We start from the raw sequence: 26,421 nt of genomic DNA on the forward strand, positions 1-26,421 counted from the left end.
TGTCTGGCTGCGCCGTGCAGCGCACAGGACACAATCGATGACAGGCATGTCGACTATTAATAGCCACCGATGGTGTTGCCGGCAATGCCCGGATAAAGTTTGTGGCATCAAGGTTCACCAGGCGAGGTTCTAAATGTCCCGCACGATCCGTTTTCACCAGTTTGGCCCGGCCGAGGTGCTCAAAGTCGAAGAGCATCCTGTCGCGTCGCCTGTCACCGGCGAGGTGCAGGTGCGTGTTCAGGCCATCGGTGTCAGCTGGTACGACGTTCTTTGGCGGCAAAATCTCGCATCTACCCATGCCCGGCTGCCTGCCGGTCTGGGTTATGAGATGGCTGGCGTGGTTACCGCGCTGGGCGACGGTGTGGATGATCTGCAAGTAGGCGACAAGGTCGCCAGTTTTCCTGCGGCCGATGCCAACCAGCACCCGGTCTACGGCGAATCCATCGTCATGCCGCGCCGTGCATTGACCCGCTACCCAGATGCGTTGACTCCGGTCCAGGCCAGCGTGCATTACACGCCGTATCTGGTGGCGTACTTTGCATACGTTGATCTGGCGCGTATCAAGTCCGGTCAAACCGTACTGGTCACCGACGCCAGCCACTGCTCCGGCCCTGCATTCGTGCAGTTGGGCAAGGCACTGGGGGCTCGGGTTATCGCCGCGACCAAGACCGAGGATGCTCGTGAGTACCTGCTGTCACTGGGCGCTGAAAAAGTGGTGGTCACCGAAGAACAGGACTTGTTGATGGCGATCAACAAGTACACCGACAACCGTGGTGTCGATGCCGTCTTCGATGGCCTTGGCGGTCCGCAGATGTCGATCATGGGCGATGTGCTTGCGCCGCGTGGCAGTCTGGTGCTGTATGGCCTGCAAGGCGGTAATCAGACGCCGTTTCCGGCCTGTGCCGCTTTCCAGAAGAACATCCAGTTCTACGTGCATTGCCTGGGCAATTTCACCGGCAAGCCCGAGCTGGGCATTACCCAGGATGAGGCCGCACTGCAACGCGCCTTGCAGCAGATCAATCAGATGACCGCCGACAAGGTATTGGCGCCGTTGCAGACGCGCAGCTTTCCGTTCGAGCAGGTGGTGCAGGCGCACCGTTACATGGATGTCTGCCCGATTGGCGGGCGTGCGGTGCTGGAAGTCGAGGCGGTCTGATTCATCACCTCCTGTCAGCGCTCGTTATTGAAAAGCCTTCCGAACGGAAGGCTTTTTGCATTCCACATCGAAAAAGAACACCACGAATTAAACACTTCTGAATAATGCCCCTGTCAGTTTTTCTGGAAGTGGGGTAGCCGTGAATGAATATTAAAAAGAGCATCGCAGCGGCAGGGCCGTCTCGACTGTTTATTTAAGTGTATTGGCGCTGACAGTCACGGCGACTTATAAATGTCCTTTCCCACGGGCTAGAATGAAACAGTAACTGGATCGATGCCCCAAGGGCATCGGTAAAGCCTGAACAGCCTGCCTGAAGGGTTTGCAGGCTATGGCTTTCAAGCGTTTCGCGTGTCTCATGAGTTCGATAGTACAATTAAACGATTTGTTTAAGTTGTTGAGGGTGTTCTGCTGGCTGCACTGTTTTTTAAAGCAAACTGTCTATTGTAATTGTTTTAAAGATACTGATAATGCGTCGGTAATTACCACTCAGGGAATGAGTCATGCTCGACTATAAATTGAGTTGTCAGCTTGATGTTCAATGTTCTGTCTGCACCGTGTCATGCCTTGAGCGACAGACAGGTGACGCACGATGAGTTCTATTCACGAACAGGCAATGAATTATGTCTACCAGCAAGTGCTGCAACGCTTGTTGGGGTACTTCTCGCGCGCAGAGCGCACCGCGCTGCAACTGTTGATCCAGCGCCTGATTGTTGCGGCTGGCGGCATCGAGCAGATTGCCGGCTTCAAGGTGCTGGTGGCTTTCGGTGGTGGCAAGGACAGTGCCTACACGCTGGCCTTTCTGCGCGCTGCGCGCTGCGCAGTTGAGTATTGCCTGCCGTTCGCCCGGCACATTCAACCTGCGGGTTGCCAATCGGCGTCACGCGGGCATGACCCCTGCGGTGATGGATAACATCAACCGCACCTATTCAGCGTTGTTTCTGTACGACGACCCGCGTGTCGAGATGCTGATGATCGACAGTCAGTACACACAGGCCTTCGAGCCGGATCTGCCTTTTTCCAGCGCGGGGCGTGAGCAGAATCGTCTGGACATGCTGCTGGGTGGGCACCTGTCCGCTGGCGACGCCCGCACCACGTTTTGCAATACCTGTTACCTCGGGCTTGCGGAGTTTCTAGGACGCGCCCTGAGCTGGGGCAATGGCGTCGATGCGGTCGTCAGCGGCGACTCGCGCAGAGAGCAGCGTCAGTATGCGACCTGGATCATGCGACTGGCCCAGCGTACCGGGCAATATTCGGGCAGTTGGGGCAAGCAGACGCTGGCCAGCGTGCTCAAGGTCATCGATACGATTGGCCAGGCTTACTATCACGAGCTGTACGGGGAGGGCGATGACAGCCCGCCGGCAAGTCGAGCCATGACGCTGCCTGAAAAAAGCAGCTCGCCGGCGTTCATTACCATTGCCGATCTGGTCAGTTGCAAGGCGGACGAACACTGGAACCTGCTGACCGAGTTTCTCGATTTTCGCTTCGATGATCTGTCGTTCAGCTTCAGTGAGTCCGATTGCGCCAACCCTTTGTTGATGGCCCACATGCGTGGCCTGACCGCGCAATACCTGCAAGCGCGTACTTATGCCGACGGGATCGCCGAATACCTTGAACTGGCGACGTCACTGATGCGCAGAAAGCAGATGCCGCCACGATTGATCGACCAGACGCTCAGCGCTTATGCCGGTCGGGCGCGCATCGAGGCGCGTCGCGAGCTGGCATCGGGCTTCGCTCAGGAGGGCTTCGGCCTGAACGAGACTCAACTGGTGTGCATGCTGTTTTCGCCGTTCGTCGATCATGGCCATGGCCTGGAGTCCTTTCTGCGCAGTTGCCACCCAGGGATGCTGGTAGCGCTGCCGGATCTGCACAAGGCGCTGTCGGGTTCGACGGCGCCGGATCAGGTCATGCAGTGGCTGGTGGATATCAGCGGTTTGAGCCTCAAGTCATTGCACAACCTTTACGGCAAGCAGCGGGTGAACTTCGACGACCCGCAGTCAATCATCGCCAGAATCCGTGCAGCCGATCCTGACAAGCGCCGGATCATGACCGTCGACCCGGCGACGGGGCAGGCAGTGGCCGAGATGCTCTCGGGACGCTGATCCGGTTGCCAGGCATGGCTGCTACCGGCAAACGGCGGCGGTCATATAGCAATGTTCTGAAGCCTGTTCTGGTTGAGCGGTGGATACCTGCATGAAAAACAACACGGATTTCGCCTATCAGGCGGTCTACCGCTACCTGGTGCGTCTGGTTGACCAGCAGCAGGGCGAGCTGGCACTGAAAATGCCGTCATTGCGACAGCTGGCCCAGCGACTGAACGTATCAATATCGACGGTGCAAAGCGCCTACTCGCTGCTGGAAAAGGAAGGGCGCGTTTATTCGCTGCCAAAATCAGGCTATTACTCGGTACCGCGCAGCTTGAGTGCGCAGGGCCTGGTGATACCGGACGCAGACGGCGATCTTTTGCAGGCCCTGTACGACAACGCCCGTCGCCCCGGCATGGCGTTGCTGGGCTGCGATGAACCGGCGCTTTTGCACGCTCAGGACAATCCGCTGCCGGAAATGGAGCGCGAGCTGGGCAGGCATTACCCGCGTCAGCGGGACCCGGTTTTTCAGCCATGCGGTGAGCCAGAACTTCGCACGGCAATTGCCGCCCGTTATACCTACGATGCAGTGCATTGCTGGCACGCTGAGAATGTCTATATCGCTGCTGACTTTCATGGCGCATTCAAGGCGGTGCTCGGCACGCTGGGCCTGTGCGGCGGCACGGTACTGGTGGAATCGCCCTGTGCCTGGGCGTTGTTGCGCTTGCTGCAATCCTTCGACATCCGGGTAATCGAACTGCCGCTGGACGAGACCGGCTGCCTTGATGCTGTCCGGCTCGACGGCCTGTTGCGCGGCCATGACATCGGGCTTGCCGTGTTGCCCTCGTTGCTGAACCCGGTGCGAGGCAGCATGCGTGCGCAGAACAACAGCCAGACTGTCGCCGAAGTGCTCAACCGTCATCAAGTCTGGGTGCTGGAAAACGACAGTCACGCCGGGTTGCAATTTGCCGCCGGGCAGTCTCCGCTGCGGCACTGGATCGACCCTCAGCGGTTGGTGGTCATGGGCGGATTCGAGAAGAGTCTCGGGCCTGAGGCGCCCTATGCTTACTTGCTGTGCAAGAGCCTGGATGCGCGTTGGCAGCAGTATTTCTGCCTGCGAGCATTCGAGCTGCCGCCGCTTCGGCAAAGGGCCATCGCCAGGTTATGCAACAGCGGACGTCTAGACAGGCAACTGATGGCGTTGCGCGAGACGCTGACCGAACGCATGCAGTCGATGACCCAGCAGCTGGATGAACGGACTGGCGGGATGCTGCGTTATCAGTTGCCCGAGGGCGGCTGCGGCATATGGGCCGAGAGTGCATACCCCGTGGACCTGCGCCAGGTCTTCGTTGCGCTGCTGGCCCGGTCGATTGTCGTCAGCCCCGGTGAACTGTTCACTTTGCAGAACCGCTACTCGCAACATCTGTGGATCAGTTATGCCACTGACTGGACTCGTGAACCTGCCAAGCTGCTGGGCGCATTGGCGGAGGCATTGACTCACGCTCGTCTGCCATAGACCTCGACATGGCAGGCCGTCGATCCATTTGTGTTTGCCAGACGTGGTTCAAGGTTGTTAACTGGACGCCTGTCCAGTATTCACAACCAACGGCTCCCCAGCTCAGTGACCCCGAACGCCCCCGTAAACCCTGATCCCGAGCCTGTTCTCGCCAGCGAGCTGCCTGCGCGTTATGTCGTGGCCGTGCGCGCGTTGTGTGAGTTCACCGCCAAGGTGGGCGACCTCGACCTGCGCTTCACGCCGTCACCCACGGCGCAGGAAGGCATTGCCGGGCATCGCACGGTTGCCACGCGGCGCGGCGCCGATTACCAGGCCGAGTTGTCGTTGAGTGGCGATTATCGCGAGCTGACGGTAAGGGGCAGGGCGGACGGCTATGACGCCAGTCGCAATCAGCTGGAAGAAGTGAAGACCTATCGCGGTGAACTCGACGCGATGCCGGCCAACCACCGTCAGTTGCACTGGGCGCAGGTGAAGGTCTACGGCTGGCTGCTTTGCCAGCGCCTGCAGCTTGAAAACGTAACGCTGGCCCTGGTGTATTTCAACATTGTCAGCGAGCAGGAAACCATGATTCGCGAGCCGTTCAGCGCGGCTACGCTGCAAGCGTTTTTCGAACGACAGTGCTCGATTTTCCTCGGCTGGGCGCAGCAGGAGCTGGCGCATACGCAGGCGCTGCACACGACACTGGGCAGCCTGAAATTCCCCCACGCGTCTTTCCGCACCGGGCAGCGGGTGCTGGCCGAGTCGGTGTACAAGGCCGTCAGTACTGGCTGTTGCCTGATGGCTCAGGCGCCGACCGGTATTGGCAAGACGGTGGGCACGCTGTTCCCGTTGCTTAAGGCCGCGCCCGGCCAGAAGCTCGACAAGATTTTCTTTCTCACCGCCAAGACGCCAGGGCGTCGACTGGCGCTGGATGCGCTGGAAGTCATTAATCACAGCGCGCCGGAGCTGAAGCTGCGGGTCCTTGAGCTGGTGGCGCGCGACAAGGCCTGTGAGCATCCGGACAAAGCCTGCAACGGTGATTCCTGTCCGCTGGCCAGCGGCTTTTATGATCGTCTGCCAGCCGCTCGCTCGGCGGCGCTGACCTCGCCGTGGTTGAATCAGGCGGGCGTACGCGATGTCGCCTTGCAGCATCAGGTCTGCCCGTATTATATGAGCCAGGAACTGGCGCGTTGGGCTGACGTGGTCATCGCAGACTACAACTATTACTTTGACCTGAGCGCACTGCTGTTCGGCCTCGGTCAGCTCAATCAGTGGCGCGTTGCGGTGCTGGTCGATGAGGCCCACAACATGGTCGAACGGGCACGCCAGATGTACAGCGCCAGTCTTGACCAGAGCCAGCTGAAAGCCTTGATTCAGGCAGCGCCGGAACCGGTGAAAAAAGCCTTGCAGCGTCTGGATCGACAATGGAATGCGCTGCACAAGGCACAGCCCGGCGCCTATCAGGCTTATTCGGCAGCACCGGAAAAATTCATCGGCAGCCTGAACCAGTGCATCTCGACCATCGGTGATCATTTCAACGAGCACCCGCAGGCAGTGGATGGCACGTTGCAGGGGTTCTACCTGGAAGCCATCGGCTTTGCGCGCATCGCCGAACTGTTCGATGAGCATTTCATTTTCGACATCACCCGGCGCGAGGCGGGCGGCAAGCGCATTCTGTCGCGCCTCAGCCTGCGCAACGTCGTCCCCGCGCGTTTTATCCGCCCGCGCCTGACCGCTGCGCGCAGCACCGTACTGTTTTCCGCAACGCTCAACCCGCGCCACTATTACGCGGACCTGCTGGGTTTACCGGGCAACACGGCATGGATCGACGTGGAGTCGCCGTTTCATCACGATCAGCTCGACGTGCGCATCGTCAGTCGCATTTCCACCCGTTTCACCCATCGTCAGGCTTCGCTGGCGCCGATTGTCGAACTGATGGCCGAGCAGTTCGACGCGAGGCCGGGCAATTACCTGGCGTTCTTCAGCAGTTTCGATTACCTGCAACAGGTCGCCGAGCTGATGGCGCGCACTCACCCGCACATCAGCCTTTGGCAGCAGGCACGGGGGATGGGCGAGAGTGAGCGCCACGCATTTCTCGACCGGTTCACCCTGAGCAGTCAGGGCATCGGTTTTGCCGTGCTGGGCGGCGCGTTCGGTGAAGGCATCGACTTGCCTGGCGCACGCCTGATCGGCGCGTTCATCGCCACCCTGGGCCTGCCTCAGCTCAATCCGGTCAACGAACAGTTCAAGCAGCGCATGGCGGCGCTGTTCGGCGCCGGTTACGACTACACCTACCTTTATCCCGGCGTGCAGAAGGTGGTGCAGGCTGCGGGGCGGGTTATCCGCAGCCAGAGTGACAGCGGTGTGGTCATGCTCATCGATGACCGTTTTGCCGAGCACAAGGTGAAGCAGTTGTTTCCAGCGTGGTGGCGGCCCGAAACGTCAATGGCCTGAGGTCGGTTGCCGTTTTGGCGATTGAGCTGAAACAGAAGCAGATACCGGGGATCGATACTCAAGCAGCGCTGTCGAACTGCCAGTAAACTGCGGCATTGATCACCTTGGCAGCCGCAGCAAGTCTTTATTTTTTCTCCGTATTTCATTTCTTCGTGGAGGTTGTATGAGTCTCAGTCCTTTCGCCGGCAAGCTGGCACCTGCGCAGTTACTGGTCGATATTCCGAGACTGGTCACGGCTTACTACACCGGCCAGCCCGATGCATCGGTGCCCACTCAACGTGTTGCGTTCGGCACTTCCGGGCACCGTGGCACATCGTTTGACCTGGGTTTCAACGAATGGCACGTGCTGGCTATCAGTCAGGCGATCTGTCTGTACCGCAAGGCCAACGGCATCGACGGCCCGTTGTTTCTGGGTGCCGATACCCACGCGCTGTCGACCCCGGCCGCGGCCACCGCGCTTGAAGTGCTGGCCGCCAATGGCGTGCAGGTGATGATTTCGCAAGGTGACGAATACACCCCGACGCCTGCGGTGTCCCACGCGATCATCTGCTACAACCGCGGCCGTACTTCAGGGCTGGCGGACGGCATTGTCATCACGCCTTCGCACAACCCGCCGCAAAGCGGTGGCTTCAAGTACAACCCGCCCAATGGCGGCCCGGCCGACAGTGATGTCACCAAGTGGATCGAGAACAAGGCCAACGAACTGCTGGCCGAGAAAGTCACTGGCGTTTCACGCCTCAGCCATGAAAAAGCGCTGCGTGCCGATACCACGCACCGCCATGATTACGTCAACACCTACGTGGCCGACCTTAAGAACGTGATCGACATGGACGCCATCCGCAATTCGGGTCTGCGTCTTGGTGTCGACCCGCTGGGCGGGGCCGGGGTGAGCTACTGGTCGGCAATTGGCGAGCATTACGGCCTGAATCTGGATGTGGTGAATAAATTTGTCGACCCTACGTTCCGCTTCATGACCGTCGACTGGGATGGCCAGATTCGCATGGACCCGTCCTCCAGCCACGCCATGCAAAGCCTGATCGGTCTCAAGGACCGCTATCAGGTTGCATTTGCCTGCGATCCGGATCACGACCGTCATGGCATCGTGACCCCGTCTGGCGGACTGATGACGCCCAACAGTTACCTCGCCGTGTCCATCGACTACCTGTTTCAGAACCGTCCTGAGTGGCGTGCCGATGCAGCGGTCGGCAAGACCGTGGTCAGCAGCGGCATGATCGATCGTGTGGCCAAACGCCTGGGCCGTCGCCTGTATGAAGTGCCGGTCGGCTTCAAGTATTTCGCACAAGGCCTGTTTGAAGGCTCGTTAGGCTTTGGCGGCGAAGAAAGCGCTGGTGCCTCGTTCCTGCGCCGCGACGGTACGGTCTGGACCACCGACAAGGACGGTCTGATTCCGGCCTTGCTGGCTGCAGAAATGACCGCGCGTACCGGTCGCGATCCAAGCCAGATCTACAAGACCATGACCGAAGAGCTGGGCGAGCCGTTTTCGACCCGCGTCGATGCCAAGGCCAACCCGCAACAGAAGGCACTGCTGAGCAAACTGTCGCCGGAGCAAGTGACTTCCACTGAACTGGCGGGCGAGCCTATTCAGCAGGTGCTCAGCAACGCGCCGGGCAACGATCAGGCGTTCGGTGGTGTGAAGGTCATGACCGAAAATGGCTGGTTTGCCGCGCGCCCTTCAGGGACTGAGGACATCTACAAGATCTATGCCGAGAGTTTTGTCAGCGAAGATCACCTCAAGCGTCTGGTGGCAGAAGCTCAAGTGCTGGTAGATGGCGCCATTTCGCCGAACTGATTGCCACACTGGTCAATGCCTGAAAAACCTCGAACCTCACTCGGTTCGGGGTTTTTCAGCTTTTGGCGTGTGCTTCAGTCGCGATAGAACACCTGCACCAGGTGATAGCCGAATTTGCTCTTGATCGGCCCATGCACGACGCGTAGCGGCTTTTTGAAGATCACCTGATCGATCGCACCGACCATTTGCCCAGGCCTGACTTCACCCAGATCGCCGCCACGTTTGCCGGACGGGCAGCTAGAATGCTTTTTAGCCAGCACGTCAAACGCCTCACCCTTGGCAATGCGCAGCTTGAGCTGTTCGGCCTCTTCGGCGGTCTTCACCAGAATATGGCGGGCTTGGGCTTTCATGTCGCAATATCACCTGCTGCAAAAGGCTGCCATTATGCCTGCTCTTGCTGAGCGACGCCCGCGCGTCACGCGTGCCGTCCTGACGGCCGTAGTCTTTTTACTTCATTTTGTACGGTATTGATTATGGATTTCCCGGCGCTGTTGAAGATTCTGGCCAGTCAGGACGGATCGGACCTTTACCTTTCCACCGGAGCGCCACCGTGCGCCAAGTTCAACGGTGTGCTCAAGCCACTGGGCAGCGAAACCTTCAAGTCGGGAGAGGTGGCGGTGATTGCCCAGGGGCTGATGGACGAGGAGCAGAAGCTCGAGTTTCAGCGCGAACTGGAGATGAACCTCGCCGTTTCGATGGCCGGCATCGGCCGGTTCCGCATCAATATCTTCATGCAGCGTAACGAGGTGTCCATCGTCGCGCGGAATATCAAGCTGGACATCCCGCGTTTCGAAGACCTGTTCCTGCCGCCCGTACTGCTTGACGTGATCATGGAAAAGCGCGGTCTGGTGCTGTTTGTCGGGGCCACCGGTTCGGGCAAGTCGACCTCGTTGGCGGCGCTGATCGACTACCGCAACCGCAACGCCAGCGGCCATATCATCACCATCGAAGACCCGGTCGAGTTTATCCATCGCCACAAGAAGTCGATCGTCAACCAGCGCGAAGTCGGGGTCGATACCCGCAGCTTCCATGCGGCACTGAAGAACACGCTGCGCCAGGCGCCGGATGTGATTCTGATCGGCGAGATTCGCGATCGCGAGACCATGGAGCACGCGCTGGCGTTTGCCGACACCGGCCACCTGGCGATCTCGACACTGCACGCCAACAACGCCAATCAGGCGCTGGACCGAATCATCAATTTCTTCCCGGAAGAGCGTCGCGCGCAGTTGCTGCATGACCTGGGCAACAACCTCAAGGCGTTTGTCTCGCAGCGACTGGTCAGAACCCCGGATGGCAAGCGTCGTGCGGCGGTGGAAGTGATGATGGGCACGCCGACCATTCGCGACCTGATCCAGCGCAATGAACTGACCGAGCTCAAGGGCATCATGGAGAAGTCCGGCAGCCTCGGTATGCAGACGTTCGACTCGGCGCTATTCAATCTGGCCGTCGAAGGTGCGATCAGTGAAGAAGAGGCCCTCAAGAACGCCGACTCACAAAACAACGTGCGCCTGCGCCTCAAGCTGCACAGTGAAGGCGGCGTCGGAACACTGACCACACCGCCGCCGGCTCCGACCGGCAGCAGCACGGCAAGCACCGCCGAGTGGGGGTTGGTCGATGATGACGAGCCGGGTCCGCAAGCGTAAATCGGAGACGCTCCTAAACCTTCCGGGCAGAAGCTTCGTTGTGGGTCAGATCATTCAGGATGCGCGGCCGCCAGCAATTCTTGTGTGTACGGGTGCTGCGGCGCATCGAAAACGTCATGGCTGGCGCCGCGCTCGACGACTTTGCCATCCTTGACCACGATCACGTCGTGGGCAAGGGCTTTGACTACCGCCAGGTCATGGCTGATGAACAGGTACGTCAGGCCGTGCTTTTCCTGAAGTTCGCGCAACAGCGCAACGACCTGTTTCTGCACGGTCCGATCCAGCGCCGAGGTCGGCTCATCGAGCAGAATCAATGCGGGTTTCAGCACCAGCGCTCGGGCAATGGCGATACGCTGACGCTGGCCACCGGAAAACTCATGGGGGTAGCGATGCCGGCTCTGCGGGTCGATGCCGACTTCTTCCAGTGCCCGAATGACCTCTGCATCGCATTTCGCCGGGTCGTACTGGCTGTGTACCTCCAGTCCTTCACTGATGATCTGCGCCACTGACATGCGTGGGCTGAGGCTGCCGTAAGGGTCCTGAAAGACCACTTGCATCTCTTTACGCCACGGTCGCATCTGTTTCTGACTCAGGCCGTCCAGCGCCTGCCCGCGAAAGCGGATACTGCCGCGCGACTCCAGCAGACGCAGGATCGCCTGACCAAGAGTCGACTTGCCGGAGCCTGACTCACCAACGATACCGAGGGTTTTGCCGCGCTCGATGCTCAGGCTGATGTCATCCACCGCCTTGAGGTATTCCTTGTGCCGCCGCAGGATGCCGCCGGTCAGGGAAAACCAGACCTTCAGGTTGTCGACTTGCAGCACCGTTTCCCGGGTGTCGCGTCGCAGCGGCTCGCCGGCAGGTTCGGCGTCCAGCAGCAGGCGGCTGTAAGGGTGCTGAGGTGATTTGAACAGCGACTTGCAATCGGACTGCTCGACGATTTCACCGGCGCGCATCACGCAGACGCGTTGCGCGACGCTGTGCACCAGATTCAAGTCATGGCTGATCAACAACAGCGACATGTTCAGGCGTTGTTGCAGCTCCTTGAGCAGCACGAGGATCTTGCGTTGCACCGTGACGTCCAGCGCAGTGGTCGGTTCGTCGGCAACCAGCAGCTCCGGCTCGCAGGCCAGCGCCATGGCTATCATCACCCGCTGGCGCTGGCCTCCGGAGAGTTCGTGCGGGTAGGCTTTCAGACGTTTTTCCGGCTGTTGAATGCCTACCAGCTCCAGCAGCTCGACAATGCGTTTCTGCGCTTCACGACCGCTGATGCCGCGATGCAGCAGTAACGTTTCGCCGATCTGTCGGGCCACGCTGTGCAGCGGATTCAGCGAGGTCATCGGTTCCTGGAAAATCATCGCAATCCGGTTGCCGCGCAGCTCGCGCAGGGTGCGGTCGTCGGCCCCCACCAGCTGTTGACCCCGGTAGGTGATGCTGCCCGTGGTCAGGGTGCCGCTGCGGGGCAGTAATTGCAGGATCGAGTGAGCGGTGACGGACTTGCCGGAGCCGGATTCTCCCACCAGCGCCAGACACTCGCCGCGGCGCACATCCAGGCTCAGGTTACTGACCACTTTCTGCCCGTTGAAGGCGACGCTCAGGTCGCGGATTTCGATCAGGTTTTCCGACATGTCAGGACCTCGGGTCGAAGGCATCACGCAGCGCCTCGCCTATGAATACCAGCAGCGTCAGGATCAACGCGAGGGAGAAGAACGCTGTCAGCCCCAGCCAGGGCGCTTGCAGGTTCTGCTTGCCTTGGGCGATCAGTTCACCCAGCGACGCGCTGCCGGCAGGCATGCCGAAGCCCAGAAAATCCAGCGCAGTGAGGGTCGAGATGGCACCGGTAAGAATGAACGGCAGGTAGCTCAACGTCGCATTCATCGCGTTGGGCAGGATGTGGCGCATGATCACTTTTCGATCCCCCAGACCGAGCGCCCGAGCGGCCTTGACGTACTCGAGGTTGCGCCCGCGCAGAAACTCGGCGCGCACCACATCGACCAGGGTCAGCCAGGAAAACAGCGCCATGATGCCCAGCAGCCACCAGAAATCGGGCTCGACGAAACCTGACAGGATGATCAGCAGGTACAGCACCGGCAGGCCTGACCAGACCTCCAGCAGACGCTGGCCGAACAAGTCGACCCAGCCGCCGTAGTAGCCCTGCAACGCCCCGGCGCTGATCCCGATCAGCGCGCTGATGAAGGTCAGCACTAGCGCAAACAGGATCGACACCCGGGCGCCGAAAATCACCCGCGCCATGACGTCGCGCGCCTGGTCATCAGTGCCGAGCCAGTTTTCTGCAGACGGTGGGCTGGGTGCCGGGGTTTTCAGGTCATAGTTGGGCGTGTCGTCACTGAACGGGATGGGCGGGAACAGCATCCAGCCGTCCCCTTTGCTGATCAGTGTGCGTACGTAGTCGCTGCGGTAATCGGGCTGGAAGGGCAGCTCACCGCCGAATTGCTGCTCGGTATAACGCTTGAACACCGGGAAATAGAGCGAGTGCTGATAGCTGACCAGCAGCGGCTTGTCATTGGCGATCAGTTCGCCACCCAGTGTCAGGGCAAACAGCCCGCAGAACAGCCACAGCGACCACCAGCCGCGGCGATTGCTGCGAAAACGTTCCAGGCGACGACGGGCCAGCGGCGAAAGGCTGCGCATCATGCATTCCTCGCGCTGAAGTCGATTCTGGGGTCGACCAGCGTGTAGCAGATATCGCCGATCAGCTTTATCAGCAGGCCGAACACGGTGAAGATGAACAGCGAACCGAACACCACCGGGTAGTCCCGCGACACAGCGGCTTCATAGCTCATGCGGCCCAGGCCATCCAGCGAGAAGATCACCTCGATCAGCAGCGAACCGGCAAAGAACACGCTGATGAACGCCTGCGGAATGCCCGACACCACCAGCAACATGGCATTGCGAAACACATGACCATACAGCACCCGTCGCTCGCTCATGCCCTTGGCGCGGGCCGTGGTCACGTACTGACGGGTGATTTCGTTGAGAAAGGAATGCTTGGTCAGCAGGGTCAGCGTGGCAAAGCCGCCAATGACCAGCGCCGAGACCGGCAGCGCCAAGTGCCAGAAATAGTCAGCGATCTTGCCGATCGTGGTCAGTTGCTCGAAGTTGTCCGAAACCAGTCCGCGCACCGGAAACCAGTTCAGCGACGTGCCGCCACAGAACACCACCACCAGCAGCATGGCGAACAGGAAGGCTGGCATGGCGTAACCGATGATGATGGCGGTGCTGCTCCAGATATCGAACTGGCTGCCGTGTTTCACCGCTTTGCGAATCCCCAGCGGGATTGATACCAGGTACGTCAGCAATGTCGCCCAGAGCCCCAGTGATATCGACACCGGCATTTTCTGCAGAATGAGGTCGGTCACCGTTGCGCCGCGAAAGAAGCTGCTGCCGAAATCCAGTCGTGCATAGTTCTTCAGCATCAGCCAGAGACGTTCGTGCAGCGGTTTGTCGAAACCGTATTGACGTTCGATCTGCTTGATCAGCGCCGGGTCCAGCCCGCGGGACGCTTTGGAATGACCCGCCCCGGCAGACTCGCTGGCACCCGCGCCCACGGTTGCACCGCCGATCCCTTGCAGGCGAGCAATGGCTTGCTCCACAGGCCCGCCCGGTGCGGCCTGCACGATGAAAAAGTTGACCAGCAGAATGCACAGCAGGGTAGGGATGATCAGCAGCAGGCGCCGCAGGATATAACCGAGCATTCACTGCATCTCCGAAACGATGGCCGAGGCGCCGCGTTTTTCAGCGAATTGCTCATTGGTCTGCGGTGTCGGGCTGATTTCCCACCATGTTTCGATGGCCTCATTGTTGCTGGCCTGAATTTTGGGGATGCCGAAACGGTTCCACCAGACGGTTGAAGAGCCGGGCGGATAGTAGTTGGGAATCCAGTAGTAGTTCCACTGCAGTACGCGGTCCAGGCAATGGGCGTAGTCGGTCATCGTCTGCTTGTTGTCGGCCTTGAGCAGGCCGGCAATCAGCGTGTCGACAGCAGGGTCTTGCAGCACCATGTAATTGCTCGAACCCGGGTCCATCGCCACCTTGGAGCCAAAACTGCTGTACAGCTCGGCACCGGGCGATGTCGAGACCGGGTAGCCGGTGACAATCATGTCGTAATCGCGGGCCATGACGCGGTTGAGGTATTGCGCGGCATCGATGCGGCGAATGTCGAAGTGGATACCGATCTGCGCCAAGGTGCGTTTGTAGGGCAGCAGCATTCGCTCGAAACCTGTTTGTGCATTGAGAAAGGTAAAGCTGAACGGTTCGCCCCGGGCATTCACCAGCTCATCGCCCTTGGGCGTCCAGCCAGCTTCTTTCATGAGGGCCAGCGCTTGCAGTTGCTTGTCGCGAATGAAGCCTGTGCCATCGGTTTTGGGCGTCTCGAACACGCTGTCGAACACCTGCTCGGGGACTTCGCCGCGCAGTGGCTCGAGGATTTTCACTTCGGCAGGCGTGGGCAGTTCGCTGGCGGCCAGCTCCGAGTTGGAGAAGAAGCTGTTCTGGCGAATGTACATGTTGCGCATCATCTGCCGGTTGGTCCATTCGAAGTCCCAGAGCAGCGACAGCGCCTGGCGCACGCGACGGTCCTGGAACATGGGGCGGCTCAGGTTGAAGACGAAACCCTGCGAGCTTTGCACCGCGCCCCTGGCCAGTTGGGCTTTCTGCAGGCGCCCGTCGCTGAGGGCGGGGCCGTCATAGCGAATTGAATAGCCAGTCGCCGAAAACTCGCGGTTGTAATCATAGGCGCCGCCTTTGAGTACCGTACGTGCGACATCGATGTCGCCGAAGTACTCGATGCTGAACCTGTCGAAGTTATACAGGCCTCTGCTGACCGGCAGGTCCTTGCCCCACCAGTCCGGATCGCGCTCGAAGGTGACAGTGCGGCCCGGGTCCACATGGCTGATCCGATAGGGCCCGCTGCCAGGCGGAATTTCAAAGCCGGCACCGCTGGCGAAGTCACGGGACTTCCACCAGTGCTCGGGGAATACCGGCAGCGAAGCCAGATCAAGGGGCAGGGTGCGGTTATCGCTGTTCTTGAAGTCGAAGCGGATTTGCGAAGGCGATTCGACCTCCAGTCCCTGGACCGCTTCAAACTGGGTCCGGTATTGCAGGTTACCCTGCGTCATCAGCAACTCGTAGGTGTACTTCACGTCACTGGCGGTAATCGGCGTGCCGTCCGCGAAACGTGCCTTCGGGTTCAGGTAAAAGCGCAGGGAGAGGCCATCCGCGCCACGCTCCATTTTCTCGGCGACAAGCCCGTAAACGGTGTAGGGCTCGTCCATCGAGCGCGTAGCCAGCGGGGAGTAAAGCATGCCATTGATCTGCGAAACGCCCATCCCCTTGTCGGTGAAGGGCATCAGGTGGTCGAACTGGCCGATTTCGATGGCCGAGCGTCGCATGCTGCCGCCTTTGGGCGCGTCCGGGTTCACGTAATCGAAGTGCTTGAAGTCGGCTGGATAGCGTGGCGCTTCGCCGTAAACGGTCAGGGCGTGTTGCGGGGCTGCGGACAGCGATTGGGTTGCGCCAACGAAGGTCAGCGTCAAGGCGAGCAACGATGAAAAAACAAAACGCATGACTCGAATCCTGACTGACGTTCGCAAGCGAATGTCAGGGTTAAAGGCGACTGGCTGTACAGCGGTGACAACAATCATGACAGAGCTCATGGCCCTGCATCGCGCTATCTTCTACAGACAAATGGCCGCTTCGCCAAGCCACTGCGCTGTTGAAAACGACCACATACAAAAACGGCCCATCCGAAGATGAGCCGTCTGGCATGCGGCGCGACAGGATCAGTCCTGACGGCTGGTCACTTCCAGCAGGTGGTAGCCGAACTGAGTCTTTACCGGACCCTGAACGGTGTTCACCGGAGCACTGAATACGACAGTGTCGAATTCCTTGACCATCTGGCCTGGACCGAACGAACCCAGGTCACCGCCCTGGCGGCTCGATGGGCAGCTGGAGTTGGCCTTGGCGATTTCAGCGAAATCAGCGCCGCCTTCGATCTGAGCCTTGAGTTCGTTGCATTTTTCTTCGCTCGAAACAAGGATGTGGCGGGCAGTGGCTTTAGCCATGGGGAATAATCTCCTGTGAAAAAAAAGAAACAGCCTACCGGATTCAGTGCGGTATTTCCCGACAAAGTTCCTTCGCTCTGTTTATCTGTAACGCAGACGGTCAACCGCGCGACGCAACAGCTGTTCGGTGCCTTCCCAGCCAAGGCAGCCATCGGTGACCGAAACGCCGTACTGCAGCGTCCCGCCCACTGCCTGGCAGCCGTCGAACAGGTGGCTCTCGATCATCATGCCGATCAGCGAGGTATTGCCCGACAAGCGCTGTTCAAGCACGTCTTCGAATACGGCTGGCTGACGCAGCGGGTCCTTGCCACTGTTGGCATGGCTGCAATCGACCATGATCCGCGACGCGACATTATTCCTGCTCAGGCTCGCCTGCACCTTGGCCACACTCTGGCGATCGTAATTGGGGCCGCCGTGACCGCCGCGCAGCACGATGTGCGTGTCCGGATTGCCTTGCGTCTCGATAATGGCCGGGTGGCCATGACGGTCCATGCCAAAGTGACGATGCGGATGCGCCGCCGAACGCATCGCGTCGCTGGCCACCGTTACGCCGCCGTCAGTACCGTTCTTGAAACCGACCGCCATGGGCAGGCCGCTGGCCATTTCGCGATGGATCTGCGATTCGGTGGTGCGAGCGCCAATCGCGACCCAACTGAGCAGATCGTCGAAGTAGCCTGCCGCCATGGGCTGCAGTATCTCGGTGGCGATCGGCAGGCCCAGGCCCAGCATATCCCGCATCAAATGCCGCGACAGCGTCAGGCCCTCGGCCATGTCGTCACTGCCATCGAGGCGCGGATCGTAAGCCAGGCCTTTCCAGCCCACCGTCGTGCGCGGTTTTTCGACGTAGGCGCGCATTACCAGCAGCATCTGGTCACTGACTTGCGCGGCAAGGTCGGCCAGTCGCTCAGCGTATTCAAGGGCGGATCGAGGGTCGTGGATCGAGCAGGGGCCGACGATGACCAGCAGCCGCGAGTCTTGACCTTCAAGGATGGCGCGTACGGCGCGGCGGTGGGCTGCAACCTGTTCGGTGAGCGCTGCGTCGAGGGGCAGGCGCATCTTCAATTCCAGGGTCCCTGGCAGGCGTTTCGAGGCGGGGCTGTTGTCTGCCAGCTTGACGGCGTGGCTGGACAGGTCGGACGGGGTTACGGCAACGGACGAATTCATGTTCTGGCTTCCTGGGCTGGCGGGACGCTCCCGCGCAGACCTACTGGGGTGTTCGACAAAGGGCTTCTAGAACCGGGGTTATGTGATTGCCGCCTGGCAGAGACCGAACGGAGGCGGCAGGCTGTCCCGAACGGAGGTGGCTAAATCGCCAGGCAAAATCGATGTCGTTGCGGTAATAAGTGGCGTAGTTCATGTCGTGATCCTCGATGCAATGCAGATTGATGGTTTGCGGCTGTTCTTGAACAGACCGTTGAAATACGTGGCCCTGAAAAAACAAAACCCCCGGTCGGGAAGCCGACCGGGGGTTAGAGAATTCTCTGGTTGGCGTCCCCTTAACGTGGGCGCCGGATGGGTATCAGGCGCGCCAGTGGCTAAACCAATACCCATAATAAGAGTCAACGGATGCGCTCACCGAGGCAGTCTGCACAGCCACAGCGCGTGAACGGCAAGCAATGCCGGTAACAGCGTCGAGTAGCGGTGAAGTGGATTGCAGCATGGTGGGTCTCCGTGAATTGAGCGCAAGCTTACTTCAGGAAACCAGGCGCCTTCAATTGGAAAATTCAATCAACGGGATTATCGTTTTTCGCGAATGCAGGCAGGTGGAACCCCGGTAGCGACAGCGAACCGCTCAACGGTTGATGGCATGCCGTATTCGGTGCGGGCTATTTTGCCCGCAACCCTGTATACCTGAATGCAGGCGACGGCTTTGGCGTTTTGTCCGGGATGCGTTGTCACCAGCCAATAACGGCTATTCTTCACGTGCTTCTTCATGCCGGGCTTCCGTGTTCGGGATCGTCCCGATCTTCATGCCCAGCAGTACAGCTACCTTATGCGCTTCACCGCGCCTTCCTTTCTTGCGTCCTGCCAGTACCTGGTAAGTGGTCGCCGGATCAATGCTGTTTTCACGAGCGAACTCCTGAACAGATTTGCCCTGTTGATCCAGCCAGGCCTTGGCTTGTGCGGCGGTGCGAATTCCGGGCATAGTTCAAAACCGTTCAAATCTATTCAATTCCGCGAGATTCTAACACTCGTTCGGATGGCTTCAACAGGATAATAGGTTCAAATGAGTGGAATCGGTTACCGACTGAGAAAGGAAAGAGAACGTCTGAGCATGTCTCAGCGTACCTTCGGTGAAATAGGAGGCGTCGAGGCTAATGCCCAGGGAAAGTATGAAAATGGTGATCGTGCACCGAAGGCCGATTACTTGGCGGCGGTTGCAGCCAAAGGTGTTGACGTGCTTTACGTGTTGACGGGGACGCGAACGCCGGTGCCGATCGACAATCTCAGCCTTATCGAGGAAAAAATCCTGGGCAATTACCGAGTGCTGGGCAAGGAAGATCAGGATGCTATCCGGCGCCTGACAACCACTATCGCCGAGCTCTCGGGGCCATTATCGGGGGCTGCGAAGCTTCCGTCGGTCAAGTGATAAAAGCCCGGGGCGGGCGCCGCTCTGCTGTCGTATCGAGATTTTTGCAGCACTGCCTGAGGTGCTTGCCATCATATTGATGTGAGACGGTGTTCGCAGTGCTAGGTCTGACTCGTTGTTTTTGTTATGGTGATTGGCATTCGTTATGACCGTTGCGCGAGGTGTCTGCTTGATTAAGGTGCTAGTTGTCGATGACCATGATCTTGTCCGGACAGGCATCACACGCATGCTCGCCGACATTGATGGTCTGCAAGTTGTCGGGCAGGCCGATTCCGGCGAGGAATCCCTGAAGAAAGCGCGCGAGCTCAAGCCTGACGTCGTGTTGATGGACGTCAAGATGCCGGGCATCGGTGGGCTGGAAGCGACGCGCAAGATGCTGCGCAGCCACCCTGATATCAAGGTCGTCGCTGTCACCGTCTGTGAAGAAGATCCTTTCCCGACCCGTTTGCTGCAGGCTGGCGCTGCCGGTTACATGACCAAGGGCGCCGGGCTTGCCGAAATGGTCCAGGCCATTCGCCTGGTGTTTGCCGGTCAGCGTTACATCAGCCCGCAGATTGCCCAGCAACTGGCATTGAAGTCGTTTCAACCGCAGGTCAACAATTCGCCGTTCGATCTGCTGTCCGAGCGCGAGATCCAGATTGCCCTGATGATCGTCGGCTGCCAGAAAGTCCAGACCATCTCGGACAAACTGTGCCTTTCACCGAAAACCGTTAATACCTACCGATACCGTATCTTTGAAAAGCTCTCGATCAGCAGTGATGTTGAACTGGCTTTGCTCGCTGTACGTCACGGCATGGTTGATGCCAGCGCCTGAACATGACCCAGACTTTCGATCCAAGTGCATTTCTCGCGACCTGTAGCGGTCGTCCCGGCGTCTACCGTATGTTCGACGCCGGAGCCACACTGCTTTACGTCGGCAAGGCCAAGAACCTCAAGAAGCGTCTTGCCAGCTATTTTCGCAAGACCGGACACGCGCCCAAGACCGGAGCGCTGGTGTCGCGCATCGCCCAGATTGAAACCACCATCACGGGCAACGAAACTGAAGCGCTGTTGCTGGAGCAGACCCTCATCAAGGAGTGGCGGCCCCCGTACAACATTCTCTTGCGTGACGATAAGTCCTATCCCTATGTGTTTCTGTCCGATAATGCCTTTCCGCGACTGAGCATTCATCGTGGTACCAAGAAAGCCAAGGGTCGTTATTTCGGGCCTTACCCGAGTGCCGGCGCGATTCGTGAGAGCCTCAGCCTGCTGCAGAAGACCTTTCAGGTGCGGCAGTGCGAGGACAGCTACTTCAAGAATCGCACGCGTCCTTGCCTGCAATATCAGATCAAACGCTGCAAAGGGCCGTGTGTCGGGCTGGTCGAGCCTGAGGTGTATGCCGAGGACGTACGTCACTCGGTGATGTTTCTCGAAGGGCGCAGCAATGCCCTGAGTGACGAACTGAACGCCTCCATGGAAAAAGCCGCGATGGCGCTCGATTTCGAACGCGCAGCCGAGTTGCGCGATCAGGTCGCCTTGCTGCGCCGCGTCCAGGATCAGCAAAGCATGGACGGCGGTACCGGCGATGTCGATGTAGTCGCCGCGTTCGTCAACCCTGGCGGCGCCTGCGTGCACCTGATCAGCGTGCGGGGCGGGCGGGTGCTGGGCAGCAAGAACTTCTTCCCGCAGGTCGGCATAGAAGAGGAGGTCGGCGAGGTGATGTCGGCATTCCTGGCTCAGTATTTCCTCGGCGGCATCGACCGTGAACTGCCCGGCGAAGTCATCGTCAATGTCATCAACGACGATTTCCCTGCGTTCGTCGACGCCGTCGAAGAACTGCGCGGCGTCGAGATGGTTATCAGTCATCGCGTGCGCGGCACCCGGGCGCGCTGGCAGCAAATGGCGGTCACCAATGCCGAGCAGGCACTGACCGCGCGGCTGGCCAACCGTCAGCATGTTGCGTCGCGGTTCGAAGCGCTGGCCAAGGTGCTGGGTCTCGAAGACCCACCGATGCGTCTGGAATGCTATGACATCAGCCACTCCAGTGGTGAGGCGACCGTAGCATCCTGCGTGGTGTTTGGCCCCGAAGGCCCGATCAAGTCCGATTACCGGCGTTTCAATATCGAAGGCGTGACGGCAGGCGACGACTATGCTGCCATGCACCAGGCGTTGACCCGACGTTATAGCCGCATCAAGGCCGGGGAGGGAAAGTTGCCGGACGTGCTACTGGTGGACGGCGGCAAGGGTCAGATGTCCATGGCGCGTGACGTGCTCAATGAATTACAGGTTCCTGACCTCATCCTGCTCGGTGTGGCCAAGGGCACCACGCGCAAGGCAGGTTTCGAGACGCTGTACCTGAACGACTCAGCGCATGAATTCACGTTGCCCGGCGACTCTCCGGCCCTGCACCTTATTCAGCAGATTCGCGACGAGGCGCACCGTTTCGCGATCACCGGCCACCGTGCGCGCCGGGGCAAGACCCGGCGTACATCGACCCTCGAGGGCGTCGCGGGTGTCGGGCCGACCCGGCGTCGTGATCTGCTCAAACATTTCGGTGGATTGCAGGAATTGTCCCGTGCCAGCATCGATGAAATAGCAAAAGCACCCGGAATCAGCAAAAAGCTGGCAGAGTCGATTTATGCAAACCTGCACAGCGAGTAGAATGCTCGTTCACCTCGTAGCCAGTTGTGCCGATGAATATCCCTAATCTGATCACCGTACTACGCGTTTTACTGATTCCGATCTTCATTTTGTTGTTCTACATGCCTTACCACTGGAGCTACATGGCGGCCAGTGCAGTCTTTGCGTTCGCTGCGGCGACCGATTGGCTCGACGGGTATCTGGCCCGCCGTCTTGAACAGAGCACGCCCTTTGGCGCCTTTCTCGATCCGGTAGCAGACAAACTGATGGTGGCCGTGGCATTGGTGCTGCTGGTTCAGGCGCATGCCAATCTTTGGCTGACGCTGCCCGCAGCGGTGATCATCGGCCGTGAAATCGTAATCTCTGCGCTCCGCGAATGGATGGCGGAAATCGGCGCGCGTGCGCAGGTTGCCGTTTCCAACATGGGCAAGTGGAAGACAGCGGCGCAGATGCTCGCGCTGGTCATTCTGCTCGGCAACCCGCCGGCCACCACCCTGTGGGTGATTCTCGGCTATGCGCTGCTGCTCATTGCTGCGGGGCTGACACTCTGGTCCATGGTGCAATACCTGAGAGCCGCGTGGCCGCACCTCAGGACGACTGCAGAAAAAAAATAAGTTTTTGAATCAAAGGCTTGACGCCGCTATCTGAATCGCTATAATAGCGCCCGTCATCAAGACAATGCGGGAATAGCTCAGTTGGTAGAGCACGACCTTGCCAAGGTCGGGGTCGCGAGTTCGAGTCTCGTTTCCCGCTCCAAATATTGATTCACTGAATCCTCGAGGTTCACTGAGTCAGCAAAAAAAGACGCTTAGGCGTCTTTTTTCGTTTTTGCGGTAGGCAGTCCTTGTTTACCTTTCCGTACTGGAAGTCCGCTTGTCCGAAGCAGGTTTTGCGTCCGGGATCGCACAGCTGTTGCTACTGCAACGGCGGCTGCCGTCAGGGTGGGGCAGCCAGGCAAGGTAAGGGCGCGAGCGGCAGAAAAGCCGATAGCCCAGGTTGAACAGCGGCCTCATGAATCGCCATGACAGCGGCGCGACCCACGCACCCAGGCCGGCCGCTCGCCAACTCCAGAGTGTCGCGTCCAGACCCTTGATCCACGTGCCATCGCTGAAACTGGCGTGCAGTAACGACTCCATGTCCTCAAGTGTGAATCCCAGTGAAGTGGCGTCAAAAGCGTCATCACGGATATCCACGAACAAAAGCCGCTCAGGCTTTGCATGGGCGCGCAATGTCCTGACTTCTCGGGCACAGAGCGGGCAGTCACCATCAAAGTAAAGCGTCAGCGGCCAGTCAACTTTCTTGTACATCGCTAGTAGTCTTGTATAGGTTTTTTACACCTTATGCTCAAAAGGCCGTGCTGACAATGGGCGGTGACTGTCGTCCTGGCCTCCAAGGCTCCGACAGTCGCGGATCCAGACACGTGTCATAGCTGCAGTAACGGCCCAGCGCTTGGGCATACTCGGCCAGCTCGGGCCGGTGCAGCCAGATGGCCAAGGGACCTCGTACACCTTTGCGAGGGCCATTGGCCATGCCATCGAACGACCGGGCATTCGCTCCACGGTTTCGTTGACCACGCTCAAGGATCGTAGAAGCAGCCGCCTGGCGTTGAGTTGGGAGAAAATCCTGTTGGAGACTCTGGAGGAACTGGTGACGGTAGGCGCGTGGAAGGACGCCACGCTGTGGCTGGGGCGGGATTGAAGAGGAGTGCTTCAAAGAGATTCAACAGCAGTGAAGCCAAGGCTAATGATACTTCTCAGGCAGCCCGGCCTCACAGCCGGGCTTCCCATCAGCGCCGCCCGGCGCGGGTACTTACGTCTACCCACACCGCCAGCACCAGAATGCCGCCCTTGACGATCATCTGCCAGTAACTGTCGACGTCGAGCATCGACATGCCGTTGTCGAGACTGGTGATCACCAATGCGCCGAGCAGCGCACCGTAAACAGTGCCTGAACCGCCACGCATGGACGTGCCGCCGATGAAGCATGCGGCGATGGCGTCGAGTTCGCCCATGTTGCCGGCCGAGGGTGAGCCGGCGGCCAGGCGTGCGGTGTTGACCAGCCCGGCGAACGCGCACATCACGCCCATGATGCCGAAGATCCACAGCTTCACGGCCTGTACGTTGATGCCGGACAGGCGCGTGGCTTCCATGTTGCTGCCGACGGCGTAGACCCGGCGTCCGAAGACCGTCTGGCTGGTGACGTAGCTGAACACGCCGAGCAGGACCAGCAACAGCAACACCGGAACGGGGATTCCGTCGTAGCTGTTGAGCACATAGACAAAGCCGCCCAGCACTGCGCCGATCAGCAACACACGCAACACATCACGAATCAGCGAATGTGCCGCCAGCCCGTGCAGCGCTCTGTTGCGCCGCTGTTTCCAGGTCAGGAACAGCGTCAATGCCAGCAACAGAATGCCGAGCCCGGTGCCTACCGCATGCGGCAGATAGCCCTGGCCGATATAGACCAGCGACGGCGACACCGGGGCGATGGTCGTGCCGCCGGTGATCCCCAGCAGGACGCCACGAAACGCCAGCATGCCACCCAGCCCGACAATGAACGAGGGGATCCGCAGGTAGGCAGTCATGTAGCCATTGGCGAGGCCGATCATCAGGCCGCACAAGGCCACCACGCTCAGGTTCGCCAGCAGCGGAACGTGGTAAACCACATCCAGAATCGCCGCCAGGCCACCGAGCAGGCCAAGCAATGAGCCCACCGACAGGTCAATCTCACCGCTGATGATCACCAGCACCATGCCGCAGGCCAGAATCCCGGTAATGGACATCTGTCGCAGCAGGTTGGACAAGTTGCGCGGGGTGAGGAAGCCGCCCTCGGTCTGCCAACTGAAGAACAGCCAGATAACGGCAATGGCAATCACCAGCGCGAGCATTTTGTAGCGGGTAAAGAACTGTTTGACCTGGTTCATCTACGCAGTCTTCCGGGCGTTATTGTGAGGGGCATCGGAGTGGCTGAGTGCAGCGGCGAGCACCTGCTCCTGAGTCAGTTCATGGTTGATGAAGTCGCCGCGTAACTGGCCTTCGCCAATCACCAGTACACGGTCGGACACGCCCAGCACTTCGGCCAGTTCCGAAGACACCATGATGATCGATACACCCTCGGCTGCCAGCGCACCCATCAGCTTGTAAATCTCGTACTTGGCACCGACATCGACGCCGCGGGTGGGCTCGTCGAGAATCAGAACGCGCGGGCGGGTCAGCAGCATCTTCGCCAGCACGGCTTTCTGCTGATTGCCGCCTGACAGGCTGGTGATCGGCAAAAACGGGCTGGCCGTCTTGAGGTGCATGCGCGAGATTTCCCGGTCGATACTGCCCAGCTCGGCTTCAGCGTCGATGCGGGTCATGTTCGAGTAGCTGTCGAGGACCGCGAGGGTGATGTTCTGACCGACACCCAGGTCCGGAATGATGCCCTGGCGCTTGCGGTCTTCGGGGACCATGCACAGGCCGGCGCGGATCGATTTGAGCGGCGTGCGCGTGTCGATCATCTGGCCATCGAGCCACACTTCACCGCTGTATCGACCCGGATAGGCGCCAAACAGGGCGGATACCAGTTCGGTGCGGCCCGCGCCCACCAGCCCGGCGATGCCGAGGATCTCCCCGCGCCTGAGGCTAAACGACACGTCGTCAACCCGCTTGCGCCTGGGGTTATCGACGTCATGGCAGGTGATATGCCGCGCTTCGAAAATCACCTCGCCGACATCATGCGGCTCGGTGGGATAGAGGTTGCTCATTTCGCGTCCGACCATCTGGGTGATGATCTTCGGAATGTCCATGTCCGCCATTGCGGTGGTTGCGATATGTTTGCCGTCGCGGATGACTGAAATGGTGTCGCACACGGCGGCCACTTCATCGAGTTTGTGCGAGATGTACACGCACGCGACCCCTTTGGCCTTCAGGTCACGAATGATGTCCAGCAGCACCTCGATTTCGGAACGGGTCAGGGCCGAGGAAGGCTCGTCGAGAATCAGCAGGCGCGCCTTCTTGTTCAGCGCCTTGGCGATTTCCACCAGTTGCTGGTAGCCGCCGCCATACTGGGAAACCGGCAGCGCCACGTTCATGTCAGGCACTTTGAGCTCACGCATCAGCGACTCGGCGCGGTGGATCATGGCCGGATAATTCATGCGCCCGCCGGGAAGCGTCAGCTCGTGACCCATGAAGATGTTTTCGGCCACCGACAGGTCCGGGACCAGCGTCAGCTCCTGATGGATGATGACGATCCCGGCCGCTTCCGTTTCGCTGATCGATTGTGCCTTGAGCGGTTGGCCGTCCCACAGGATCTCGCCCTCCCAATTGCCGTGGGGATAGACCGCCGACAGGACTTTCATCAATGTCGACTTGCCCGCGCCGTTCTCGCCGCACAGGCCGACGCATTCGCCGGGCTTCACTGTTATATCAATGCCGTTGAGCGCTTTTACACCGCCGAAGGATTTGACGATGCCGTTCATTTGCAACAGGTAGTCAGACATGGCGCAGGGC

General features: G+C 59.5%; 22 protein-coding genes, 1 tRNA gene and 1 pseudogene. 12 read left to right on the forward strand and 12 right to left on the reverse strand.

The features are described from left to right. Window positions 1-133 precede the first annotated feature (133 nt). The 5 genes and pseudogenes from PCPL58_RS14490 to pgm all read left to right on the forward strand — a co-directional run bounded on the left by PCPL58_RS14490 (window position 134) and on the right by pgm (window position 8,996). Complete coding sequence (locus PCPL58_RS14490; protein ID WP_003364361.1) at window positions 134-1,156, forward strand: zinc-dependent alcohol dehydrogenase family protein; 1,023 nt, start codon at window positions 134-136, stop codon at window positions 1,154-1,156. A gap of 589 nt (window positions 1,157-1,745) precedes the next feature. Then, window positions 1,746-3,255, forward strand: a pseudogene (locus PCPL58_RS14495) (hypothetical protein). Window positions 3,256-3,346: 91 nt separating this feature from the next. Beyond that, a complete protein-coding gene (locus tag PCPL58_RS14500) occupies window positions 3,347-4,753 on the forward strand; it encodes an aminotransferase-like domain-containing protein (RefSeq protein ID WP_065349729.1) in 1,407 nt (468 codons plus the stop codon). A gap of 105 nt (window positions 4,754-4,858) precedes the next feature. Next, window positions 4,859-7,186, forward strand: a complete 2,328-nt coding sequence (locus tag PCPL58_RS14505) for an ATP-dependent DNA helicase (RefSeq protein WP_065349730.1) — start codon at window positions 4,859-4,861, stop codon at window positions 7,184-7,186. Between the two features lie 163 nt (window positions 7,187-7,349). Further along, window positions 7,350-8,996 carry a phosphoglucomutase (alpha-D-glucose-1,6-bisphosphate-dependent) gene (gene pgm, locus PCPL58_RS14510; RefSeq protein ID WP_065349731.1) on the forward strand — a complete coding sequence of 549 codons (1,647 nt, stop codon included), beginning with the start codon at window positions 7,350-7,352 and terminating at the stop codon, window positions 8,994-8,996. Between the two features lie 74 nt (window positions 8,997-9,070). Here pgm and PCPL58_RS14515 read toward each other — a convergent pair whose 3' ends face one another. Further along, on the reverse strand, window positions 9,071-9,346 hold the full coding sequence (locus PCPL58_RS14515) for a peptidylprolyl isomerase (protein WP_002553334.1): 276 nt from the start codon (window positions 9,344-9,346) through the stop codon (window positions 9,071-9,073). Between the two features lie 123 nt (window positions 9,347-9,469). On the opposite strand from PCPL58_RS14515, the gene PCPL58_RS14520 reads away from it, so the two are divergent. Then, entirely contained in the window at window positions 9,470-10,639 is a 1,170-nt protein-coding gene (locus PCPL58_RS14520) for a PilT/PilU family type 4a pilus ATPase (RefSeq protein ID WP_065349732.1), read from the forward strand. Window positions 10,640-10,689: 50 nt separating this feature from the next. On the opposite strand, the gene PCPL58_RS14525 is transcribed toward PCPL58_RS14520, so the two are convergent. The 8 genes from PCPL58_RS14525 to PCPL58_RS14555 form a co-directional block, all read right to left on the reverse strand. Further along, window positions 10,690-12,267: an ABC transporter ATP-binding protein gene (locus PCPL58_RS14525; protein WP_065349733.1), complete on the reverse strand. Its 1,578-nt coding sequence runs from the start codon at window positions 12,265-12,267 to the stop codon at window positions 10,690-10,692. 1 nt (window position 12,268) lies between these two features. Further along, a complete protein-coding gene (locus tag PCPL58_RS14530; protein ID WP_003435512.1) occupies window positions 12,269-13,291 on the reverse strand; it encodes an ABC transporter permease in 1,023 nt (340 codons plus the stop codon). Further along, entirely contained in the window at window positions 13,291-14,355 is a 1,065-nt protein-coding gene (locus PCPL58_RS14535; protein ID WP_003364338.1) for a microcin C ABC transporter permease YejB, read from the reverse strand. The genes PCPL58_RS14530 and PCPL58_RS14535 overlap by 1 nt, the downstream gene beginning before the upstream one ends. Then, complete coding sequence (locus PCPL58_RS14540) at window positions 14,356-16,224, reverse strand: extracellular solute-binding protein (RefSeq protein WP_065349734.1); 1,869 nt, start codon at window positions 16,222-16,224, stop codon at window positions 14,356-14,358. Between the two features lie 216 nt (window positions 16,225-16,440). Continuing rightward, on the reverse strand, window positions 16,441-16,722 hold the full coding sequence (locus PCPL58_RS14545; RefSeq protein ID WP_002553340.1) for a peptidylprolyl isomerase: 282 nt from the start codon (window positions 16,720-16,722) through the stop codon (window positions 16,441-16,443). A gap of 81 nt (window positions 16,723-16,803) precedes the next feature. Continuing rightward, window positions 16,804-17,886 carry a 3-deoxy-7-phosphoheptulonate synthase gene (locus PCPL58_RS14550; RefSeq protein WP_065349735.1) on the reverse strand — a complete coding sequence of 361 codons (1,083 nt, stop codon included), beginning with the start codon at window positions 17,884-17,886 and terminating at the stop codon, window positions 16,804-16,806. 573 nt (window positions 17,887-18,459) lie between these two features. After that, window positions 18,460-18,657, reverse strand: coding sequence for a hypothetical protein (locus PCPL58_RS30895; RefSeq protein WP_157893904.1), 198 nt, complete (start codon window positions 18,655-18,657; stop codon window positions 18,460-18,462). After that, window positions 18,635-18,868, reverse strand: coding sequence for a DNA-binding protein (locus tag PCPL58_RS14555; RefSeq protein ID WP_003435509.1), 234 nt, complete (start codon window positions 18,866-18,868; stop codon window positions 18,635-18,637). The genes PCPL58_RS30895 and PCPL58_RS14555 overlap by 23 nt, the downstream gene beginning before the upstream one ends. Window positions 18,869-18,997: 129 nt before the next feature. On the opposite strand from PCPL58_RS14555, the gene PCPL58_RS14560 reads away from it, so the two are divergent. The 5 genes from PCPL58_RS14560 to PCPL58_RS14580 all read left to right on the forward strand — a co-directional run bounded on the left by PCPL58_RS14560 (window position 18,998) and on the right by PCPL58_RS14580 (window position 22,687). Then, window positions 18,998-19,312 (forward strand): helix-turn-helix domain-containing protein, encoded by a 315-nt coding sequence (locus PCPL58_RS14560; protein WP_003364326.1) that lies wholly within the window; start codon window positions 18,998-19,000, stop codon window positions 19,310-19,312. Between the two features lie 169 nt (window positions 19,313-19,481). Beyond that, window positions 19,482-20,126 (forward strand): response regulator transcription factor GacA, encoded by a 645-nt coding sequence (gene gacA / locus PCPL58_RS14565; protein WP_002553344.1) that lies wholly within the window; start codon window positions 19,482-19,484, stop codon window positions 20,124-20,126. A 2-nt stretch (window positions 20,127-20,128) separates the two neighbouring features. Then, window positions 20,129-21,952 (forward strand): excinuclease ABC subunit UvrC, encoded by a 1,824-nt coding sequence (gene uvrC / locus PCPL58_RS14570; protein WP_065349736.1) that lies wholly within the window; start codon window positions 20,129-20,131, stop codon window positions 21,950-21,952. A 32-nt stretch (window positions 21,953-21,984) separates the two neighbouring features. Then, window positions 21,985-22,545 carry a CDP-diacylglycerol--glycerol-3-phosphate 3-phosphatidyltransferase gene (pgsA, locus tag PCPL58_RS14575; protein WP_065349737.1) on the forward strand — a complete coding sequence of 187 codons (561 nt, stop codon included), beginning with the start codon at window positions 21,985-21,987 and terminating at the stop codon, window positions 22,543-22,545. A 66-nt stretch (window positions 22,546-22,611) separates the two neighbouring features. Continuing rightward, window positions 22,612-22,687, forward strand: a tRNA-Gly gene (locus PCPL58_RS14580). A gap of 92 nt (window positions 22,688-22,779) precedes the next feature. Here PCPL58_RS14580 and PCPL58_RS14585 read toward each other — a convergent pair. Then, a complete protein-coding gene (locus PCPL58_RS14585) occupies window positions 22,780-23,238 on the reverse strand; it encodes a thiol-disulfide oxidoreductase DCC family protein (protein ID WP_065349738.1) in 459 nt (152 codons plus the stop codon). Between the two features lie 142 nt (window positions 23,239-23,380). Between PCPL58_RS14585 and PCPL58_RS30900 the strand changes: the two genes are divergently transcribed. Further along, the gene (locus PCPL58_RS30900; protein WP_065349739.1) at window positions 23,381-23,629 is read left to right on the forward strand and encodes a hypothetical protein; all 249 of its coding nucleotides are present in this window, start codon (window positions 23,381-23,383) and stop codon (window positions 23,627-23,629) included. 88 nt (window positions 23,630-23,717) lie between these two features. Here PCPL58_RS30900 and PCPL58_RS14595 read toward each other — a convergent pair whose 3' ends face one another. Both PCPL58_RS14595 and xylG read right to left on the reverse strand, forming a co-directional pair. Then, complete coding sequence (locus PCPL58_RS14595; RefSeq protein ID WP_046719331.1) at window positions 23,718-24,854, reverse strand: sugar ABC transporter permease; 1,137 nt, start codon at window positions 24,852-24,854, stop codon at window positions 23,718-23,720. Next, the gene (gene xylG, locus PCPL58_RS14600) at window positions 24,855-26,411 is read right to left on the reverse strand and encodes a D-xylose ABC transporter ATP-binding protein (protein ID WP_065349740.1); all 1,557 of its coding nucleotides are present in this window, start codon (window positions 26,409-26,411) and stop codon (window positions 24,855-24,857) included. Window positions 26,412-26,421 lie beyond the last annotated feature (10 nt).

It is taken from the genome of Pseudomonas cerasi (genome assembly GCF_900074915.1).
In the GTDB taxonomy this organism is placed as follows: domain Bacteria; phylum Pseudomonadota; class Gammaproteobacteria; order Pseudomonadales; family Pseudomonadaceae; genus Aquipseudomonas; species Aquipseudomonas cerasi.

Excerpts from the sequence above, each read along its gene's own strand:
- PCPL58_RS14490 (WP_003364361.1), top strand. The coding sequence starts at position 134 with ATGTCCCGCACGATCCGTTTTCACCAGTTTGGCCCGGCCGAGGTGCTC.
- PCPL58_RS14500 (WP_065349729.1), top strand. The coding sequence starts at position 3,347 with ATGAAAAACAACACGGATTTCGCCTATCAGGCGGTCTACCGCTACCTG.
- pgm (WP_065349731.1), top strand. The coding sequence starts at position 7,350 with ATGAGTCTCAGTCCTTTCGCCGGCAAGCTGGCACCTGCGCAGTTACTG.
- PCPL58_RS14515 (WP_002553334.1), bottom strand. The coding sequence starts at position 9,346 with ATGAAAGCCCAAGCCCGCCATATTCTGGTGAAGACCGCCGAAGAGGCC.
- PCPL58_RS14520 (WP_065349732.1), top strand. The coding sequence starts at position 9,470 with ATGGATTTCCCGGCGCTGTTGAAGATTCTGGCCAGTCAGGACGGATCG.
- PCPL58_RS14525 (WP_065349733.1), bottom strand. The coding sequence starts at position 12,267 with ATGTCGGAAAACCTGATCGAAATCCGCGACCTGAGCGTCGCCTTCAAC.
- PCPL58_RS14530 (WP_003435512.1), bottom strand. The coding sequence starts at position 13,291 with ATGCGCAGCCTTTCGCCGCTGGCCCGTCGTCGCCTGGAACGTTTTCGC.
- PCPL58_RS14535 (WP_003364338.1), bottom strand. The coding sequence starts at position 14,355 with ATGCTCGGTTATATCCTGCGGCGCCTGCTGCTGATCATCCCTACCCTG.
- PCPL58_RS14540 (WP_065349734.1), bottom strand. The coding sequence starts at position 16,224 with ATGCGTTTTGTTTTTTCATCGTTGCTCGCCTTGACGCTGACCTTCGTT.
- PCPL58_RS14545 (WP_002553340.1), bottom strand. The coding sequence starts at position 16,722 with ATGGCTAAAGCCACTGCCCGCCACATCCTTGTTTCGAGCGAAGAAAAA.
- PCPL58_RS14550 (WP_065349735.1), bottom strand. The coding sequence starts at position 17,886 with ATGAATTCGTCCGTTGCCGTAACCCCGTCCGACCTGTCCAGCCACGCC.
- PCPL58_RS30895 (WP_157893904.1), bottom strand. The coding sequence starts at position 18,657 with ATGAAGAAGCACGTGAAGAATAGCCGTTATTGGCTGGTGACAACGCAT.
- PCPL58_RS14555 (WP_003435509.1), bottom strand. The coding sequence starts at position 18,868 with ATGCCCGGAATTCGCACCGCCGCACAAGCCAAGGCCTGGCTGGATCAA.
- PCPL58_RS14560 (WP_003364326.1), top strand. The coding sequence starts at position 18,998 with ATGTCTCAGCGTACCTTCGGTGAAATAGGAGGCGTCGAGGCTAATGCC.
- uvrC (WP_065349736.1), top strand. The coding sequence starts at position 20,129 with ATGACCCAGACTTTCGATCCAAGTGCATTTCTCGCGACCTGTAGCGGT.
- pgsA (WP_065349737.1), top strand. The coding sequence starts at position 21,985 with ATGAATATCCCTAATCTGATCACCGTACTACGCGTTTTACTGATTCCG.
- PCPL58_RS14585 (WP_065349738.1), bottom strand. The coding sequence starts at position 23,238 with ATGTACAAGAAAGTTGACTGGCCGCTGACGCTTTACTTTGATGGTGAC.
- PCPL58_RS14595 (WP_046719331.1), bottom strand. The coding sequence starts at position 24,854 with ATGAACCAGGTCAAACAGTTCTTTACCCGCTACAAAATGCTCGCGCTG.
- xylG (WP_065349740.1), bottom strand. The coding sequence starts at position 26,411 with ATGTCTGACTACCTGTTGCAAATGAACGGCATCGTCAAATCCTTCGGC.